At 65.2% G+C, this 18,474-nt stretch carries 16 protein-coding genes; 9 read left to right on the forward strand and 7 right to left on the reverse strand.

From position 1 onward, the window contains the following. Window positions 1-4 precede the first annotated feature (4 nt). The 6 genes from QX121_RS26460 (at window position 5) to QX121_RS26485 (ending at window position 7,455) form a co-directional block, all read left to right on the forward strand. Window positions 5-883, forward strand: a complete 879-nt coding sequence (locus QX121_RS26460; protein ID WP_315753504.1) for a branched-chain amino acid ABC transporter permease — start codon at window positions 5-7, stop codon at window positions 881-883. 2 nt (window positions 884-885) lie between these two features. Beyond that, window positions 886-1,902 carry a branched-chain amino acid ABC transporter permease gene (locus QX121_RS26465; RefSeq protein ID WP_315813428.1) on the forward strand — a complete coding sequence of 339 codons (1,017 nt, stop codon included), beginning with the start codon at window positions 886-888 and terminating at the stop codon, window positions 1,900-1,902. 10 nt (window positions 1,903-1,912) lie between these two features. Then, window positions 1,913-3,136 (forward strand): ABC transporter substrate-binding protein, encoded by a 1,224-nt coding sequence (locus tag QX121_RS26470; protein WP_315775507.1) that lies wholly within the window; start codon window positions 1,913-1,915, stop codon window positions 3,134-3,136. Between the two features lie 313 nt (window positions 3,137-3,449). Beyond that, window positions 3,450-4,673, forward strand: a complete 1,224-nt coding sequence (locus QX121_RS26475) for an ABC transporter substrate-binding protein (RefSeq protein ID WP_315813429.1) — start codon at window positions 3,450-3,452, stop codon at window positions 4,671-4,673. 249 nt (window positions 4,674-4,922) lie between these two features. Next, the gene (locus QX121_RS26480; RefSeq protein ID WP_315813430.1) at window positions 4,923-6,146 is read left to right on the forward strand and encodes an ABC transporter substrate-binding protein; all 1,224 of its coding nucleotides are present in this window, start codon (window positions 4,923-4,925) and stop codon (window positions 6,144-6,146) included. Between the two features lie 28 nt (window positions 6,147-6,174). After that, the gene (locus QX121_RS26485; protein ID WP_315813431.1) at window positions 6,175-7,455 is read left to right on the forward strand and encodes a glycerate kinase; all 1,281 of its coding nucleotides are present in this window, start codon (window positions 6,175-6,177) and stop codon (window positions 7,453-7,455) included. 18 nt (window positions 7,456-7,473) lie between these two features. Here the strand turns inward: QX121_RS26485 and QX121_RS26490 are convergent, their stop codons facing one another. Next, window positions 7,474-7,980: a MarR family winged helix-turn-helix transcriptional regulator gene (locus QX121_RS26490; RefSeq protein ID WP_315734713.1), complete on the reverse strand. Its 507-nt coding sequence runs from the start codon at window positions 7,978-7,980 to the stop codon at window positions 7,474-7,476. Between the two features lie 197 nt (window positions 7,981-8,177). Here QX121_RS26490 and QX121_RS26495 point away from each other — a divergent pair, with 197 nt between their 5' ends. From QX121_RS26495 to QX121_RS26505, 3 genes are read left to right on the forward strand one after another with little or no spacing between them, the layout of a single operon-like run. Continuing rightward, window positions 8,178-9,218, forward strand: a complete 1,041-nt coding sequence (locus QX121_RS26495) for a branched-chain amino acid ABC transporter permease (protein WP_315813432.1) — start codon at window positions 8,178-8,180, stop codon at window positions 9,216-9,218. A gap of 3 nt (window positions 9,219-9,221) precedes the next feature. Beyond that, the gene (locus QX121_RS26500) at window positions 9,222-10,991 is read left to right on the forward strand and encodes a branched-chain amino acid ABC transporter ATP-binding protein/permease (protein ID WP_315753525.1); all 1,770 of its coding nucleotides are present in this window, start codon (window positions 9,222-9,224) and stop codon (window positions 10,989-10,991) included. Further along, window positions 10,988-11,713, forward strand: coding sequence for an ABC transporter ATP-binding protein (locus QX121_RS26505; protein ID WP_315734720.1), 726 nt, complete (start codon window positions 10,988-10,990; stop codon window positions 11,711-11,713). Before QX121_RS26500 ends, QX121_RS26505 begins: the two co-directional genes overlap by 4 nt. 29 nt (window positions 11,714-11,742) lie before the next feature. Here the strand turns inward: QX121_RS26505 and QX121_RS26510 are convergent, their stop codons facing one another. The 6 genes from QX121_RS26510 to QX121_RS26535 form a co-directional block, all read right to left on the reverse strand. After that, window positions 11,743-12,549 (reverse strand): shikimate dehydrogenase, encoded by an 807-nt coding sequence (locus QX121_RS26510; RefSeq protein WP_315813433.1) that lies wholly within the window; start codon window positions 12,547-12,549, stop codon window positions 11,743-11,745. Between the two features lie 102 nt (window positions 12,550-12,651). Further along, window positions 12,652-13,797 (reverse strand): ABC transporter substrate-binding protein, encoded by a 1,146-nt coding sequence (locus tag QX121_RS26515; protein ID WP_315813434.1) that lies wholly within the window; start codon window positions 13,795-13,797, stop codon window positions 12,652-12,654. A gap of 213 nt (window positions 13,798-14,010) precedes the next feature. Then, the gene (locus tag QX121_RS26520; protein ID WP_315813435.1) at window positions 14,011-14,430 is read right to left on the reverse strand and encodes a thioesterase family protein; all 420 of its coding nucleotides are present in this window, start codon (window positions 14,428-14,430) and stop codon (window positions 14,011-14,013) included. A 240-nt stretch (window positions 14,431-14,670) separates the two neighbouring features. After that, window positions 14,671-15,435, reverse strand: coding sequence for an SDR family NAD(P)-dependent oxidoreductase (locus tag QX121_RS26525; RefSeq protein WP_315783751.1), 765 nt, complete (start codon window positions 15,433-15,435; stop codon window positions 14,671-14,673). Between the two features lie 25 nt (window positions 15,436-15,460). Next, the gene (locus QX121_RS26530) at window positions 15,461-17,362 is read right to left on the reverse strand and encodes a feruloyl-CoA synthase (RefSeq protein WP_315813436.1); all 1,902 of its coding nucleotides are present in this window, start codon (window positions 17,360-17,362) and stop codon (window positions 15,461-15,463) included. Window position 17,363: 1 nt separating this feature from the next. Next, window positions 17,364-18,167 carry a crotonase/enoyl-CoA hydratase family protein gene (locus QX121_RS26535; RefSeq protein ID WP_315772634.1) on the reverse strand — a complete coding sequence of 268 codons (804 nt, stop codon included), beginning with the start codon at window positions 18,165-18,167 and terminating at the stop codon, window positions 17,364-17,366. Between the last annotated feature and the right edge of the window lie 307 nt (window positions 18,168-18,474).

Raw genomic sequence — 18,474 nt, forward strand, 5'->3', positions numbered from 1 at the left:
GACAATGGAGCTGTTCACCAACCAGGTCCTGGCCGGCATTGCGACGGGTGCGATCTACGCCTGCATGGCGCTCGCGGTCGTGATGATCTACCAGGCGATCGACCATCTCAACTTCGCGCAAGGCGAGATGGCGATGTTTTCGACCTTCATCTCCTGGCAGCTGATGCAATGGGGCCTGCCCTACTGGGTTGCCTTCGTGGTGACGCTGGCCTTCTCCTTTGCCGGCGGCATCGCGATCGAGCGCGTGCTGTTCAAGCCGCTCACCAAGGCGCCGATCCTGACCCAGGTCGCGGGCTTCATCGCGCTGTACTCGATCATCAACTCGTTTGCCGGACTGACCTGGGACTTCACCATCAAGCAGTATCCGACACCGTTCGGATCGTCGCCGTTCCTGGGCAGCCAGCTGATCTCGACGCATCAGGCCGGCATGATCGGCATCACCTTGCTGCTGCTGATCGGCCTGTACTTCTTCTTCCAGTACACCAGGGTCGGGCTTGCGATGCGCGCGGCGGCAGCGGTGCCGGAATCGGCGCGGCTGGTCGGCATCAACACGTCCTGGATGATCGCGCTCGGCTGGGGCATGGCGGCGGCGATCGGCTCGATCGCCGGCATGCTGATCGCGCCGGTGGTCTTCCTCGAGCCCAACATGATGGGCGGCGTCCTGATCTACGGGTTCGCCGCGGCCGTGCTCGGCGGCCTCACCAGCCCGTTCGGCGCGGTGCTCGGCGGCTTCCTGGTCGGCATCTTCGAGAATCTCGCCGGAACCTACATCCCGCATGTCGGCAACGAGATGAAGCTGCCGATCGCGCTGGCCCTCATCATCTCCGTCCTGGTCATCAAGCCCGCCGGCCTGTTCGGCCGCAGCATCGTGAAGCGAGTCTGATCATGAGCGCAATCGAGGACATCACATCCCAGGCGCCCGCGGTCGAGGCCGTTCCGAAGCGGGCCATGACCTTGAGCTCCGGTACGACCTTCGTGATCGTGCTGCTGCTCCTGGTGGTGCCGCTGTTCGTCAAGAACTTCATCATCTTCCAGATGACGATGCTGCTGATCTACGGGCTGGCCGTGCTGGCGCTGAACATCCTGACCGGCGGCTCCGGCCAGTTCTCGCTGGGCAACAGCGCGTTTTATGCCGTCGGCGCCTATACTTCGGCGATCCTGATGGAGCAGTACAACGTCAACTACGCGCTGACCCTGCCGGTCGCCGGCGTCATCTGCTTCGGCTTCGGCTTCCTGTTCGGCCAGCCGGCGCTGCGGCTGTCAGGCGTCTATCTCGCGCTCGCCACGTTCGCGCTCGCCACCGCCATGCCGCAGATCCTCAAGCTCGGCTTCTTCGAGGAATGGACCGGCGGCGTGCAGGGCCTCGTCGTCACCAAGCCGGACGCGCCGTTCGGCCTGCCGATGTCGCAGGACATGTGGCTGTATTACTTCACGCTGGCGATCACGATCGCGATCTACGTGTTCTCGGTCAACTTGCTGCGCTCGCGCTCCGGCCGCGCCTTCATGGCGATCCGCGACAACGAGATCGCGGCCTCCGCCATGGGCATCGACGTCGCGACCTACAAGACGCTGGCGTTCGGCGTCAGCGCCGGCATCACCGGCGTCGCCGGCGGTCTCGGCGCCATCGCGGTGCAGTTCGTGGCGCCCGACAGCTACACGATCGTGCTCGCGATATCGCTGTTCCTCGGCATGGTGGTCGGCGGCGTCGGCTGGCTGCCCGGCTCGTTCGTCGGCGCCGCCTTCATCATCTTCGTCCCCAATATCGCCGAAAGCATTTCGAAGGGCCTGTCCGGCGCGGTGTTCGGCGTGCTGCTGTTCCTCGTCATCTTCCTCGTGCCGCACGGCTCGCGGCAAGTGGCGATGGTGGCGCAGCAGCTGCTCGGCAAACTCAGAAAGAACTAAGGAGGAACTCTTGCAGCTCGTTCAGCAACTACGAATCGCCGCGCTCGCGACGGCGGTCATCGCCCTCACCTCGGGCGGAGCACTCGCCCAGAAGAAATACGACACCGGCGCCTCCGACACCGAGATCAAGATCGGCAACATCATGCCCTATAGCGGCCCCGCGTCCGCCTACGGCGTGATCGGAAAGACCGAGGAGGCGTATTTCAAGAAGATCAACGCCGAGGGCGGCATCAACGGCCGCAAGATCAACTTCGTCAGCTATGACGACGCCTATTCGCCGCCCAAGGCGGTCGAGCAGGTGCGCAAGCTGGTCGAGAGCGACGAGGTGTTGTTCGTCTTCAATCCGCTCGGCACGCCGTCGAACTCGGCGATCCAAAAATATCTCAACGGCAAGAAGATCCCGCAGCTGTTCGTCGCCACCGGCGCCACCAAGTGGAACGACCCGAAGAACTTCCCGTGGACCATGGGCTGGCAGCCGAGCTACCAGAGCGAGGGCCGCATCTACGCGAAGTACCTGCTCAAGGACAAGCCCGGCGCCAAGATCGGGGTGCTGTTCCAGAACGACGATTTCGGCAAGGACTATCTCAAGGGCCTCAAGGACGGCCTGGGCGACAAGGCCGCGTCCATGATCGTCATGGAAGAGAGCTACGAGACCTCAGAGCCCTCGATCGACGGCCACATCGTCAAGCTCAAGGCCTCGGGCGCCGACGTGTTCTTTAGCGTCACGACGCCCAAATTCGCTGCACAGGCGATCAAGAAGCTCGCCGAGATCGACTGGCATCCGACCCATCTCGTCGTCAACGTGTCGGCCTCCGTCGGCAGTGTGATCAAGCCGGCCGGCTTCGAGAACTCGCAAGGGATTCTTTCGGCCGCCTATGCCAAGGATGCTGCGGATCCGCAGTGGAACGATGATCCCGGCATGAAGAAGTTCTTCGACTTCCTCGCGCAGCACTATCCCGACGCCAACAAGCTCGACAGCTCGACGGTCTATGGCTACGGCGCCGCGCAGACGCTGGTGAAGGTGCTGCAGATGTGCGGTGACGACCTCACCCGCGCCAATGTGATGAAGCAGGCCGCGAGCCTGAAGGACTTCGCGCCCGACACGCTGCTGCCGGGCGTCAAGATCAACACCTCGGCCACCGACTTCGCGCCGATCGAGCAATTGCAGATGATGCGGTTCAAAGGCGAGAAGTGGGAGCTGTTCGGCGAGGCGATCAGCGGCGCCATCGAGTAATCGCGCATCGCCGCAGAAAGCGGTGCCGATCTCCACTGGCCCTCCGCGCTATCGGCGCGGAGGGCTTTTTCATATCTGGATCGGCATCGAGCCATTTATCTCAGGCTGTTCTTGCAGAGCACTCACTCGCGGAGATTGCGCCGATCTCTCGCAGTTGCACATGACATGGACCGCCCAGGCACCGCGAAAACACGGACCGTGCCGTGATGTCGCAACCACCCCGGTGCAGCTCTGCTATAGTTCCGGGCATAACAAGAGCCTCCATCAAGGCGGCCGCGACACGTCAACCAAACCAACACGGGAGAAACGCACCATGATGATCACGCGAAGGGCCGCCCTCGCCTCGGCCGCCGCCATCGTCCTCGCCTCGAGCTCCGCAATCGCCGCCGACAAGAAGTACGACACCGGCGCCTCCGACACCGAGATCAGGATCGGCAACATCATGCCCTATAGCGGGCCGGCCTCGGCCTACGGCATCATCGGCAAGACGGAAGCGGCCTACTTCAAGAAGATCAACGCCGAGGGAGGCATCAACGGTCGCAAGATCAACTTCATCTCTTATGACGACGCCTATTCGCCGCCAAAGACGGTCGAACAGGCACGCAAGCTGGTCGAGAGCGATGAGGTGCTGTTCATCTTCAATTCGCTGGGCACGCCGCCGAACTCGGCAATCCACAAATACATGAACTCGAAGAAGGTCCCGCAGCTGTTCGTCGCCACCGGCGCCACCAAGTGGAACGACCCGAAGGATTTCCCCTGGACCATGGGCTGGCAGCCAAACTACCAGAGCGAATCCCGAATCTACGCAAAATATCTGCTGAAGGAAAAGCCGGACGCCAAGATCGCTGTGCTGTATCAGAACGATGATTACGGCAAGGACTATCTGAAAGGGCTGAAGGACGGGCTTGGCGCCAAGGCCGCCTCAATGATCGTCATGGAGGAGAGCTACGAGACCGCCGAACCCTCGATCGACAATCACATTGTCAAACTCAAGTCCACGGGCGCCGACGTATTCGTGAACATCACCACGCCGAAATTTGCGGCGCAGGCAATCAAGAAGGTCAAGGAGATCGACTGGAAGACGCTGCATATCCTCAACAACGTCTCCGCCTCCGTCGGCAGCGTCCTGAAGCCAGCTGGCTATGAGAATTCGCAGGACATCATCTCGGCGGCCTATCTGAAGGACGTCTCCGATCCGCAATGGAAGGACGATGCCGGGATGAAGCAATTCCTCGACTTCATGTCCAAGGATTTTCCCGATGGCGACAAGCTCGACGGCGGAACGGTCGTCGGCTACAGCGTCGCGCAGACGCTGGTCCAAGTGCTGAAGCAGTGCGGCGACAACCTCACCCGCGAGAACGTCATGAAGCAGGCCGCATCCCTGCGCAACTTCCGCACCGAGATGCTGCTGCCTGGCATCACGATCAACACCTCGGCGACCGACTTCGCACCCGTCAGCCAGTTGCAGCTGATGCGCTTCAAGGGCGAGAAGTGGGAGCTGTTCGGCGACGTGATCTCCGCCGACGTCGGCGGCTAACGACGGAACGCAGTTGAAACCGCCTCCTGCGGCCTCCCGCCGCAGGCGGCGCTCTCTCCAAGCATCTTTGCTGTCTTTGCCAAGAATTTCTTAAGCTAGGAGTTGAAAGAGAGGCGGTCATGCAGCGGCGGCGGTTACGCCGAGCGCGCGGCTGCGCTATGGGGACTCGTCCGGAGTGAAACGAGTCGCCCGCCTTGCGGGCGGATCCAACAACAAGGCCAAGCTCCAAGGCCGAGAAGGAGTCCCCACGTGACCACTGCCCTCACCCGCCGCACCGTCTCCAGCATGCTCGGTCTCGCCCTGGCCGGCGCAGTTGCCGGCAGCGCCCATGCCGACAAGAAATACGACACCGGCGCGAGCGACACCGAGATCAAGATCGGCAATATCGTGCCCTATAGCGGCCCGGCGTCGGCCTATGGCTCGGTCGGCAAGGCGATGACGGCCGTGTTCAAGAAGGTCAATGACGACGGCGGCATCAACGGCCGCAAGATCAACTTCATCTCCTATGACGACGCCTATTCGCCGCCGAAGACGGTCGAGCAGGCGCGCAAGCTGGTCGAGAGCGACGAGGTGCTGTTCCTGTTCGGCGTGCTCGGAACCGCGCCCAATACAGCGATCCAGAAATATCTCAACTCCAAGAAGGTGCCGCAGCTGTTCGTCGCGACCGGCGCCACCAAGTGGAATGAGCCCAAGACATTTCCATGGACCATGGGCTGGCTGCCGAGCTACCAGTCCGAGGCGCGCATCTACGCGAAGTATCTCACCGCGCAGCAGCCCGCCGGCAAGATCGCCGTGCTCTACCAGAACGACGACATGGGCAAGGACTACCTGAAGGGCCTCAAGGACGGGCTCGGTGATGCGTCGCGCCTGGTGCTGGAAGAGAGCTACGAGATCGCCGAACCCACGGTTGAATCGCACATCGTCAAGATGAAGTCGGCCAACCCCGACATCGTCGTGCTGTTCACCACGCCGAAGTCCGGAGCCCAGGCGATCAAGAAGCTCGGCGAGATGAACTGGAAGCCGCTGACCATCATCTCGAACGTCAGTGCCTCCACCGCGGCCGTGATGCGCCCGGCCGGCGTCGAGAACTCGCAAGGGGTGATCTCGGCGGCCTATGCCAAGGACGCGTCCGATCCGCAATGGACCAACGACCCGGGCCTCGGCGCGTTCAGGGAGCTGCTCGCCAAATATCTGCCGGAAATCAACCCCGTGGATTCGTCGGCGCTGACCGGCTACAACATCGCCACCACGATGGTCGAGGTGCTGAAGCGATGCGGCGACGAACTGACCCGCGCAAATGTCATGAAGCAGGCGGCAAGCCTGAAGCAGTTTGCGCAAGGCGGGCTGCTGCCCGGCATCACGCTGACCACGGGTCCCGACGATTTCCAGCCGATCGAGCAACTGCAGCTGATGCAGTTCAAGGGCGAGCGCTGGCAGCTGTTCGGCGACGTGATGAGCGGCGAGCTGAAATAGGCCCTGCACGTCAGACGGGCGGCGCCGCATGACCGGCCGCCGTCCGCTGTTGCGCGCCATTTTCGATGCCGCGGTCGCCGCGGCGCATCCCAACGTGGTGCTTCCGGCGCATCTGCCGGTGGCACCCCGGGGGCGGATCATCTGCCTCGCCGCAGGCAAGGGCGCCGCGGCCATGGCGGTGGCCGCCGAGCGGCATTACCTGGACACGCTCGGGTTCGATCCGGCGAGGCTGACCGGAATTGCGACCACCCGTCACGGTCATGGCGTGCCGACCCGGCGGGTCAAGGTGATCGAAGCCGGCCACCCGATGCCGGACGAGGCCGGGCTGAAAGCGGCAGACGACACGTTGCAGCTGGCGGCGACGGCCGAAGCCGACGACCTGATGCTGGTGCTGATCTCCGGCGGCGGCTCCGCCAACTGGATTGCGCCGGCCCATGGCGTGAGCTTCGCGCAGAAGCAGCAGCTGACCCGTGCGCTGCTGCGCTCGGGTGCGCCGATCGGCGAGATGAACACGGTGCGAAAGCATCTGTCGCGCATCAAGGGCGGACGCCTGGCGCGGGCCGGGCAGAAGGCCGAGATCGTGACGCTGGCGATCTCCGACGTGCCGCATGACGATCCCTCGGCCATCGCATCGGGGCCGACGGTGCCGGATCCGACCACGCTGGCCGATGCCCGCGCGATCGTTGCGAAGTACAAGCTCGAGGTCGACCCGGCCATCGCCCGGGCGCTCGATGATGCTGCCAACGAGAGCTGCAAGCCCGGCGATGCCGCCTTTGCCCGCGCCTCGTTCGAGCTGATCGCGCGTCCCGCGAGCTCGCTCAAAGCCGCCATGGCCAGTGTCAAGGCCGCCGGCTACGACGTGCTCGATCTCGGCGCCGACCTCGAAGGTGAGGCGCGCGAGGTCGCGACCGATCACGCCAAGCTGGCGCGGGAGGCCCGCGCGCTCGGCCGCCGCATGGCGATCATCTCCGGTGGCGAGCTCACCGTGACGGTGCGCGGCCAGGGCCGCGGCGGCCCGAACCAGGAATATGCGCTCGCGCTCGCCGACCTGCTCAAGGACATGGAGGGCGTCGCGGCGCTCGCCGGCGACACCGACGGCGCCGATGGCGGCGGTGGCAGCGCCTCCGATCCGGCCGGCGCGCTTGTCGACGCCGAGGTCATCGCCGCGATGCGGGCGCAGGGGCTGGATCCGCAGGCCTATCTCGCCAACAACGACGCCACCGCATTTTTCGCCGCGACCGGTGGCCTGCTGCAGACGGGACCGACGCTCACCAACGTCAACGACGTCAGGGTCATCCTGGTCGATTGAGGGGCGCGACTGCGTCCTTCAGAACTCCTCTGCGATCTTGGTCAGCATCGCCAGCAGCGCCTCGCGCCCATCCGGGCCGAGCAGCTCGTTGAGCCGCGCCTCGTGCTTCGACACCACCAGCTTCTTGGCGCGTGCCAGCACGGCGCGGCCCTTCTCGGTCAGCATCAGGATGTGCGAGCGCCGGTCGTTCGCCGAACGCACCCGCGCACACAGGTCGCGGCTCTCGAGGCTGTCCAGCAAGGACACGAAGTTGGGCCGCAGGATGCCCAGGGTGTTGGCGATCTCGGTCTGGTTCCGGCCCGGATTGGCGTCGAGCAGCAGCAGCACCGAGAACTGGGCCGGCGTCAGTTGCAGCGGCGCGACGCAGCGCAGGAAGTCCTCGAACACCTTCAACTGCGCCCGTTTCAGCACATAGCCAAGCAGATCCGACAGCTCGCCGAGCTGGACCGCTTGCGTCTCCTCGACGGCTACGGCAGCTTCCTTCCGGCCTTCCCTCTTGCCGACGGGCTTGGCGCTATCGGCCATCACGATCCGCCGAATTCATCACAGTGGCTTCCATCCCCGGTCCCGAATGCCGCAGCCGGAACAGCGGCCTTGAGATTATAATCGATAATTGTTATCCACTATATCAAACACGGGCAGCCGAATTCAACTGCCCAAGACCGGTGGATGGCGCAGGGCGCCGGCCGCGCCCGGTCACCACAGAGGGGGAGCGTCCTGTCTTGAACACAACGATCTTGCTGTTCCTGTTGCAGGACGGCATTACCAATGGCGCGATCTACGCGCTGCTCGGGCTGGCGCTCGTGCTGGTGTTTGCCGTCACCCGGGTGATCCTGATCCCGCAGGGCGAATTCGTCACCTACGGCGCCCTCACCTATGCCTCGCTCGCGGCCGGCCGCACGCCGGGGACCGCGAAGCTTGCCGTCGTGATCGGCCTGGTGGCCTTTGCCTTCGACCTCTATGCGATGCGCAAGACGCTGCACATGCCGAAGATCCTTCGCACCTTCGGCCTCAACGTCGCCTTCCCGGTGGTCGTCATGCTCGCCACGATGTGGGCCGCCGATCAGCGCATGCCGGCCGGCGTCAGCCTCGTACTGTCGCTGCTGATCGTCGCCAGCATCGGCCTGTCGTTGTATCGGATCGTGTTCCAGCCGCTCGCCCACACCTCGGTGCTGGTGCTGCTGATCGCCTCGGTCGGCGTGCATCTGGCGCTGCAGGGCCTTGGCCTGCTGTTCTTCGGCGCCGAGGGCCAGCGCGGCCCGACGCTGCTCACGGCCAGCGCCACGCTCGGCTCGCTGCGCTTCACCGGCCAGGGCATGGCGGTCTACGGCATCACCGTCGCCTTCATCGTCGGCCTCTGGCTGTTCTTCGGCCTGACCCTTTACGGCAAGGCGCTGCGCGCCACCGCCGTCAACCGGCTCGGCGCCCGCCTCGTCGGCATCCGCACCACGCTCTCCGGCCAGATCGCGTTCCTCCTGGCCTCCACCATCGGCGCGCTCTCGGGCATCCTGATCGTCCCGATCACGACGCTCTATTACGACACCGGCTTCCTGATCGGCCTCAAAGGCTTCATCGCCGCGATCATCGGCGGCCTGATCAGCTATCCCCTGACCGCGGTCGCCGCACTCGTCGTCGGCATCGTCGAGGCGTTCTCCTCGTTCTACGCCTCGAACTTCAAGGAAGTGATCGTCTTCACGCTGCTGATCCCGGTTCTGCTGCTGCGTTCGCTCGCCGCGCCCGCGGTCGAAGAAGATAAGGATTGAGTCGTGCGCGAGCGTTGGCCTCTCATCGTCTTTGCCGTCATTGTCGCGGCGATCCCGTTCATCCCGGGCATGCCGCCGTTCTGGATCGTGCTGCTCGACAATATCGGCCTCTCCGCGCTGGTCGCGATGGGGCTGGTGCTGCTGACCGGCGTCGGCGGTCTGACCTCGTTCGGCCAGGCCGCCTTTGTCGGCTTCGGCGCCTACACGACTGCGGTGCTGTCTGCCAATTACGGCGTATCGCCGTGGCTGACCCTGCCGCTGTCGCTGCTGGTGTCCGGCCTCGCCGCCGTTCTGCTCGGCCTCGTCACCGTCAGGCTGTCCGGCCACTATCTGCCGCTCGGCACGCTCGCCTGGGGCCTCGGCCTGTTCTATCTGTTCAGCAAGCTCGCGTTCCTGGGCCGCAATGACGGCATTTCCGGCATCCCGCCACTGTCGATCGGCAGCCTCAAGATGCTCGATCCCGGCACGATCTATTTCGCGATCTGGGCTGCCGTGCTGATCTCCGCGCTGCTGACGATGAACCTGCTGGACTCCCGCACCGGCCGCGCCATCCGCGCGCTGCGCCGGGGTCACATCGCAGCGGAAGCGTTCGGCGTCTACGCGCCTCGCGCCAAGCTCCTGGTGTTCATCTACGCGGCCGTCCTGGCCGGCCTCTCGGGCTGGCTCTATGCGCACTTCACCCGCGCGGTGAACCCGACGCCGTTCGGCGCCCAGGCCGGCATCGAATATCTGTTCGTGGCCGTCGTCGGCGGCGCCGGCTATGTCTGGGGCGGCGTGCTCGGCGCGGCGATCGTCGTGATCCTGAAGGAGGTGCTGCAGAGCTACCTCCCGCTGCTGCTGCATGGCGAGGGCCAGCTCGAAACCATCGTGTTCGGCATCCTCCTCGTCACGCTTCTCCAGCTCGCCCCGACCGGCCTGTGGCCGTGGCTGACGGCGCGGCTGCCGTTCAAGCCTGTTGCCAAGCAGCCGGACACGTCGGTCAAGCTGCCGGCGCGGGAGCGATCTGCGACGACTCCAAACGTACTGTTGCAGGTCGACAACGCGCGCAAGCAGTTCGGCGGCGTGGTCGCGGTCAACAACGTCTCGTTCGACGTCCAGGCCCGCGAAATCGTGGCGCTGATCGGTCCCAACGGCGCCGGCAAGAGCACGACCTTCAACCTGATCACCGGCGTGCTGCCGCCGACCTCCGGCAACATCGCGGTGCTCGGCAAGGCCGTCGGCAACGCCCCGCCGCAGGACGTCGTCAAGCTCGGCATTTCCCGCACCTTCCAGCACGTCAAGCTGGTGCCGGACATGACGGTGCTGGAGAACGTCGCGATCGGCGCGCATCTGCGCGGCCACTCCGGCGCGCTCTCCAGCATGTTCCGGCTCGACCGCGGCGACGAAGCCAAGCTGCTCGCCGAGGCCGCGCGCCAGATCGAGCGCGTCGGGCTCGGCGACCAGATGCACCAGCTCGCCGGCTCGTTGTCGCTGGGCCAGCAGCGCATCGTCGAGATCGCCCGCGCGCTGTGCGTCGATCCGATGCTGCTCTTGCTCGACGAACCGGCCGCGGGCCTGCGCCACATGGAGAAGCAGCGCCTCGGCGCGCTGCTGCGCGACCTCCGCGCCGGCGGCATGTCGGTGCTGCTGGTCGAACACGACATGGGATTTGTCATGGACCTCGCCGACCGCATCGTGGTGCTCGATTTCGGCACCAAGATCGCCGAGGGCACACCAGCCGCGATCAAGACCAATCCCGAGGTCATCAAGGCGTATCTCGGAGCCACCGCATGAGCACGCTGCTGGAAGTCACCGACGCCCACGTCTCCTACGGCAAGGTCGAGGCGGTCCGCTCGGTCTCGCTCACCGTCGCCGAGAACGAGATCGTCACCATCATCGGCGCCAACGGCGCCGGCAAGACCACGCTGCTCAGTGCCATCATGGGCGTGTTTCCGCTGAAGGGCCGCGTCGCGTTCCTCGGCGAGGACATGGCCCGGCTGGAGATCGAGGACCGCGTCGCGCGCGGTCTGTGCCTGGTGCCGGAGCATCGCGAGCTGTTCGCCACCATGAACGTCGAGGATAATCTGCAGCTCGGCGCTTTCAGAATGTCGAAGGCGCACGCCGCACGCGGCTTCGAGCACGTCTACACGCTGTTTCCGAAGCTGAAGGAACGGCGCAAGCAGCTCGCCGGCACGCTCTCCGGCGGCGAGCAGCAGATGCTGGCGATGGGCCGCGCGCTGATGGGCGCGCCGAAGATGCTGATGCTGGACGAGCCGAGCCTCGGTCTGGCGCCGATCATCGTCGCCGGCATCTTCGAGATCGTCGCCAAGCTGCGCCAGGAAGGCGTCTCGGTGCTGCTGGTCGAGCAGAACGCCAAGGCCGCGCTGAACGTCGCCGATCGCGCCTATGTCATGGAGCTGGGCGAGTTCGTGCTCAACGGCAAGGCCAGCGAGATCGCCACCGACGAGCGCGTGGCGGCGAGCTATCTCGGCTTTGCCGAGACGGCCGCGAGCTGAGCCTGATGTCGATGGGGTGAGGCGCTGCTTCAGGAGGGCGCCTCCTTCGACAGCAGGAAATCGACCATCACACGCTCCAGCGCCCGGTACATGTCCGTCCCGGTCGCCGTCAGGCAACCGCGCTCGCGTGCGGCGGCGATGAACGGCGACACCTCCGGCCGCGTGATCACGCAGCCGCAATAGGCTGACGAGTTGATCGTCGCGATATCGACGGGCAAGGGATCGCCGGGCTGCATGCCCGCAGGCGTCGCATTCGCGACCATGTCGAAGCCACCGGCATCGGTGCTGCCGACGAGCGCGCGGCCCCTACCCCGTTCATTGAGGCGCGCGATCAGCGCGTCACGACGACCTGGATCGCTGTCGTGAATGGCGAGTTCGCGCACGCCCGAATCGATCAATGCAAGGGCAATCGCCGAGCCGGCACCACCCGCGCCGACCTGCAGCGCGCGCACACCGGCGGGCTCGAAGCCTTTTGCCCTCGCAGCACCGACAAAGCCGAGACCGTCGACCATGTCGCCATGCCAGCCGCCGTCCGGGCTGCGGCGCATCAGATTGACGGCGCCGATGAAACGCGCGCGCTCGGTCGCGGTTGCACAGGCGCGATAGCAGGCGAATTTGTGCGGAATGGTCGCGACGATGCCGTCGAGATTCTTCACGCGGGTCATCGTCGCCAGGAAGTCGGCGAGATCAGCCGGCGCGACTTGCACCGCGACCAGGATCGCATCGCTGCCGCGATCGGCAAAGGCCTGGCTGACGCCGGCCGGCGCGCGCACCTGAGCGATGGGATCGCCGATGATGATGTGGAGCCGGGTGGCTCCAGTGGGCGCAGGGATCATGGCGGGCTTTCCGGCAAAAACTCTAAAAGTCATGGTCCTGATGGCCGAAAGGCCGGCTCACCGAGCCGGCCTTTCCTGATCGAAGCTATGGTCCCCGCAAGCTCACTTCGCCGGGACGTATTTTCCGTCCTTCACGGTCAGGATGATGCGGGCGCGGTCGTCGAGGCCGGAGCGATCCTTTTCGGTGAAGTTGTAGACGCCCTGCGAGGCCGCCAGGTCCTTCTCGGTCAGCAGCGCCTGGCGGATGGCCTCGCGGAACTCCGGCGTGCCGGGCTTGGCGGTCTTCAGCGCCACCGGAATCACGCGCTTGAGGATCTCGAACGCGTCGAACGAGTGGCCGGCGAACTGGCTGCGGCTGTTCGGGCCATATTTGCCCTCATAGGCCTTGTTGAGCTCCATGCCCGGCTTCTTGGTGAGCGCGCTGTCGTCCTGCGTCTCCGGCGACATCACCGGACCGGACGCCATGATCACACCCTCCGCCGCCTTGCCGGCGATGCGGATGAAGTCCATGCTCGCGGCGCCATGGGTCTGATAGATCAGGCCCTGATAGCCGCGTTCGCGCAACTCGGTCTGCGGCAGCGCCGCCGCGGTGCCGGAAGCGCCGATCAGGATGGCGTCCGGATTGGCGGCAACCAGCTTCAGCACCTGGCCGGTGACCGAAGTATCGGGACGCGCGAACCGCTCCTCATCGGCAATCGTGATGCCCATCGGCACCGCCTGGTTCTTCAGATCGTTGAACCAGAGATCGCCGTAGGAGTCGGAATAGCCGATGTAGCCGACGGTCTTGATGTTGTGCGCCTTCATGTGCTCGTACAGCACCTTGCCCATGATCGGCACCGGCTGCGGCATCACCACCGACCATTTGGTGCGCTCGGGCGTGACCGGGAACGGCGCCAGGCCGAAATGCGGAATGCCGGCTTCATTGGCGACGTTGGAGACCGCGATGGTCGGCGGCGTCAGCGCCGATCCCATGATGATGTCGGCTTTCGACTCCGTCACGAAGCGCCGCGCATTCGTCGTCGCCGTGGTCGGATCGCCGCCGTCGTCGAGCACGATCACCTTGAGCGGCACGCCGCCGATCTCCTTCGGCACGAACTCGAGCGCATTGCGCTCGGGGATGCCGAGCGCCGCGCCCGGCCCCGTCGTGGTCGTGGTGATGCCGATGGTGATCTCGCTGGTCTGCGCCAGCGCCGGCGCTGATGCCAGCATCGCAATGACGCCAGCCGCCGCCAGATAGGCCTTCCTCATAAAATCCTCCCTCAATCTTTTCGGTTCAGCTCGTGATCCGCCGATCCTGTTTGCAGTCCCGCCCCGACAGGGGCGTCTTCCATCTCGGCTGGCCGATGCGTGTCCAAACGTGATCATAGCATTGAACACGAGAAGATCACCTCTCACCAGTCGACCAAAGCACGACGACGATTCATCCTTAAGACGGCCGCATGTCGCACCCATTTCCGCGCCTCATTCCCCGAGAAACTTGGCTCGCATCTCCTCCGGGAAAGGCGCCGATTTCAGCTTGTCCGGGTCGGCCGGATCGCGCCCGACCAGCACCCGTGTCTCGAACCCTTCGATGGCCAGCCCCTCACCCTTGAACACCTTGTGGGTGACGTCGAAGGACGAGCGCTTGATGCTCTCGATTCGGCTCTCGATCGTGATCCAGTCGCCATAGGTGGAGGGGATGTAGAACTTGGCGCGGGTGTCGACCATGGGGATCCCGACCAGGCCGTAGCGGCGGACGATGTCCTGCTTGGAAAACCCGGCCGCCTCGAACATGACAGAGGTCGCATCGTCGAACATCGCGAAATAGCGCGGATAGTAGACGATGTTGGCGGGATCGCAGTCGCCCCACTGGATCTGCACGTCGCGGCGGTGAACGAACATCGATTAAGCCTCGCTACGCCAACAACAACGGTCGGTAGGGTGGGCAAAGGCACGACGCGCCGTGCCCACCATTTTCCGGGCCGGTGGGCACGCTGCGCTTTGCCCACCCTACGGCTCTCTCCGTCATTGCGAGCGAAGCGAAGCAATCCAGGGCCGGGTCGGGACTCTGGATTGCTTCCGCCTTCGCCCGATGGGCTGCGGCGGATACGTCGTCGCTACGCTGCTCGCAATGACGGAAAATCACTTCGGCGCCATGCGCAGCGAGCCGTCGAGGCGGACGACCTCGCCGTTCAGATAGGCGTTCTCGACCATATGCAGCGCAAGTGCGGCGAACTCATCGGCGTGACCGAGGCGGCGAGGGAACGGGATCGCGGCGGCGAGCGAGTCCTGGGCCTCCTGCGGCAGGTTGGCGAGCAGCGGCGTCAGGAATAGGCCGGGCGCAATGGTCAGCACGCGGATGCCGAACTGTGCGAGCTCACGCGCGATCGGCAGGGTCATGCCGACAATGCCGCCCTTCGAGGCCGAATAGGCGGACTGTCCGATCTGGCCGTCATAGGCCGCGACCGAGGCGGTGTTGATGACGACACCACGCTCGCCGGTCGCCTGCGGCTCCAGCTTGGTCATGCCGTTGGTGACCAGACGCAGCATGTTGAACGAGCCGATCAGGTTGACCTTGATGACCTTCTCGAAATCGGCCAGCGGCATCGGACCGTCGCGGCCGACGACGCGCTTGGCGACGCCGATGCCGGCGCAGTTCACCAGCACGCGCGGCTGCTGGCCGAGCGCCTCGACCGCCTTGGCGACGCCGGCTTCCGCGCCGGCGGCATCGGAAACGTCGCAGACCACGGCCACGCCCTTGATCTCGGCGGCGACCTCCTCGGCCAGCTTGGCATTGAGATCGAACACGGCGACCTTGGCGCCCTGGGCAGCGAGCTTGCGGGCGGTGGCGGCCCCGAGGCCGGAAGCGCCGCCGGTGACGATGGCGGCCTGATCCTTCAACAACATGTCGTTTCTCCCTTGGATGCGTCGATCAGCCGGCGATGATGATGTCGTCGTCCGGCGTCGCGGCGTAGATACGTTCGATCAGGTCCTTGCGGTGCTCCAGCACGGCGCGCTGGTTGATCGATCCCTTGTCGGTGACCTCGCCCTTGTCGATCGACAGCGGCACGCCGAGCAGGACGGCGCGCGTGATGCGCGTCGACGAGCCGGTCGCGGTCTGCAGGAATTTTGCGAAGCGCTCACGGAAGGCCTCGATGATCAGCGGATCGGCCGCTGTGGCGGCGAGATCGTCGAACGGCAAGGTCGCGTTGATCAGCCGGCAGCCGTCGGGATCGAGCACGACGATGGCAGCGATCTCGTCGCGGTTGATGCCGGCAATGATCACGTCGCGCGCCAGCGGCGCGCAGGCCGCGACGAAGCGCGCCCGCAACGGGCCGACCGAGACCCAGGTGCCGGACGCCAGCTTGAAGTCCTCGGCGACACGGCCGTCGAAGTCGAAGCCGGCATTGAAGTCGTCGGGATCGACGGGCTTCAGCGCGTCGCCCATCTTGTAGTAGCCTTCGTCATCGAAGGCCGCGGCCGAGACCTCAGGCAGGCGCCAATAGCCCGGCGTCACGTTCGGCCCCTTGGCCCGCACCTCCATCTTGCCATTGTTGGGCACGAGCTTGGCCTCGTTGCCCGACACCGGCAGGCCGACATGGCCGGAGCGGCTGGTGCGCGGATTGACCGACATGAAGAACGGTGCGGTCTCGGTCGAGCCGAGGCCCGTCAGCATCGGCACGCGAGTGCCGGTCTCGGCCACCGAGAGCTCATCGAGCTCGTTCCAGACATGCGGCGCCAGCGCGGCGCCGGAGAAGAACATCGCATGCAGCCGCTGGAAGAAGGACTTCCGCAGCGCCGGGTCCTCGCGGAAATAGGGCAGCAGCGACTCGTAGCCCTTGGGGACGTTGAAATAGACCGTCGGCGAGATCTCGCGCAGGTTTCGCACGGTCTCCTCGATCCCGCCGGGCACCGGCTTGCCCTGGTCGAGATACATCGAGCCGCCATTGAACAGCGTCAGCCCGATGTTGTGGTTGCCGCCGAAGGTGTGATTCCAGGGCAGCCAGTCGATGATGACGGGCGGCTCGTCCTTCAGGAACGCGAGCGTCTCGCGGATCATCACCTGGTTGGCGCAGATCATGCGCTGGGTGTTGATCACGGCCTTCGGGTTGCCGGTCGAGCCCGAGGTCAGCAGGAACTTCGCGATCGTGTCGGGGCCGATCTTGTCGTGGGCGGCGTCGAGGCCTCCGAACAGCGGCGATGCGATCAGATCGGCGAGCATCGTGATCTTGCGGCCCGGCACCGAGCCGAACGACGCCACGATCTCGGTGCCCTCGGGCACGTTGGCGACGAGCGCGTCGGCGAACTTGTCGGCGTCGTCGACGAAGACGAGGCCCGGCGTCAGCAGCTTCATCAGATAAGCGAGCTTGCCATAGTCGCGTGACACCAGCGAATAGGCTGGCGACACCGGGCAGAACGGGACGCCGGCATAGAGCGCGCCGAACGCGACCAGCGCATGGTCGATCGAATTGCCCGACAGGATCATCACCGGCCGGTCCGGCGACAGCCCGCGCGCGAGCAGCCCCGACGCGATGTGCCGGCTCGCCGCCAGCAGCGTGGCATAGGTCAGCTCGCGCCAGCCCTCCGGGCCGACGCGCTCGGCCATGAACACACGCTCAGGCGTGGCTTTGGCGAAGTGATGCAGCCGGTCGGTGATCCGCGGTGGATAGTCGCCGAGCGGCTGCTTCGGACGGAGATAGATGGTGCCGTCGTCGCGGCGGTCGACCGTGACAGCCGGATCGTTGAACGAGATCGCGCGCAACGGATGAACACTGGCGCTGCGCGCCGTGTTGTCCGTTCCTCCCTGTGTGCTTGTTATTGTTTGTGCGGTCATGTCACGTCGGCTTCACTTTTGCGGTCTTGTGATCGAGGAAGGCGCGGATGCGATTTTTGGCCTCCTTGTCGCTCTGCGCGACGGTGGCCATCAGCGATTCCATCAGCAGGCCGGTCTGCGGATTGGCCTCGGCGATCATCGGCAGCGCCTGCAGCACCGCGAAATTCGTCAGCGGCGCGTTGTTCGCGATCTTCGCCGCCAGCTCCATCGCCTTGGTCATCGAGGCACCGGCCTCGACGAGATATTGCGCGAAGCCGTAGGACGAGCCTTCGGTCGCCGAATAGACCCGGCCGGTCAGCATCATGTCCATCATGCGGGCGACGCCGATCAGGCGCGGCAACCTGACGGAGCCGCCGCCGCCGACGAAGATGCCGCGCTGGCCCTCGGGCAGCGCGAAGTAGGCCGACGGCTCGGCGACACGGATATGCGCGGCGCAGGCGAGCTCGAGGCCGCCGCCGATGACGGCGCCCTTCAGCGCGGCGATCACCGGCACGCGGCAGTACTGGATGCGGTCGAACACGCGATGCCACATCTGCGAATGCACCAGACCCTCGGTCGCGTCGCGCTCGCGCAGCTCGGAGAGATCGAGGCCGGAGGAGAAATTGTCGCCGATGCCGTGGATCACGACGCAGCGGACGTCTTCAGGCAGGCTGGTGAAGCAATCGCCGATGGCGAGGATGATGCCGTCATTCAGCGCATTGCGCTTGGCCGGGCGGTTGAGCCCGATCGTCAGGACGGCGCCCTGCTGCTCGATCTGCAGCAGAGACGGATCGCCCGCTGGCGTGGCGGTGTCGGCGTTTCCCATCGCTTGATTGTGTCCTGTTCAGAATAGTTATGTTTTATAACGATCTTCGCGGGAGTCAACAAGCGGCGTCCGACATCATGTTGTGCGATGCAAAAGAACAAGCCGCCGAGGGGCTCGGTCACGCGCAGCATCGTAAGACCCGCCTGCGCGCAAAGGCAAATGACATGATCCGGCGTTCCCGCGGCGAAATCACGCCCGGGGCTTGCTGATATGGTTCGCCCTCTCATGCGGAGGGCGCAGGGAAGGCCAGGCGTCGGCTGACGCCTGCGGCCCGCCTGCGAGAAAAAATGCAGGCGGCAGGTACCAC

The organism is Bradyrhizobium sp. SZCCHNR2028 (assembly GCF_032380995.1).
Classification (GTDB): domain Bacteria; phylum Pseudomonadota; class Alphaproteobacteria; order Rhizobiales; family Xanthobacteraceae; genus Bradyrhizobium.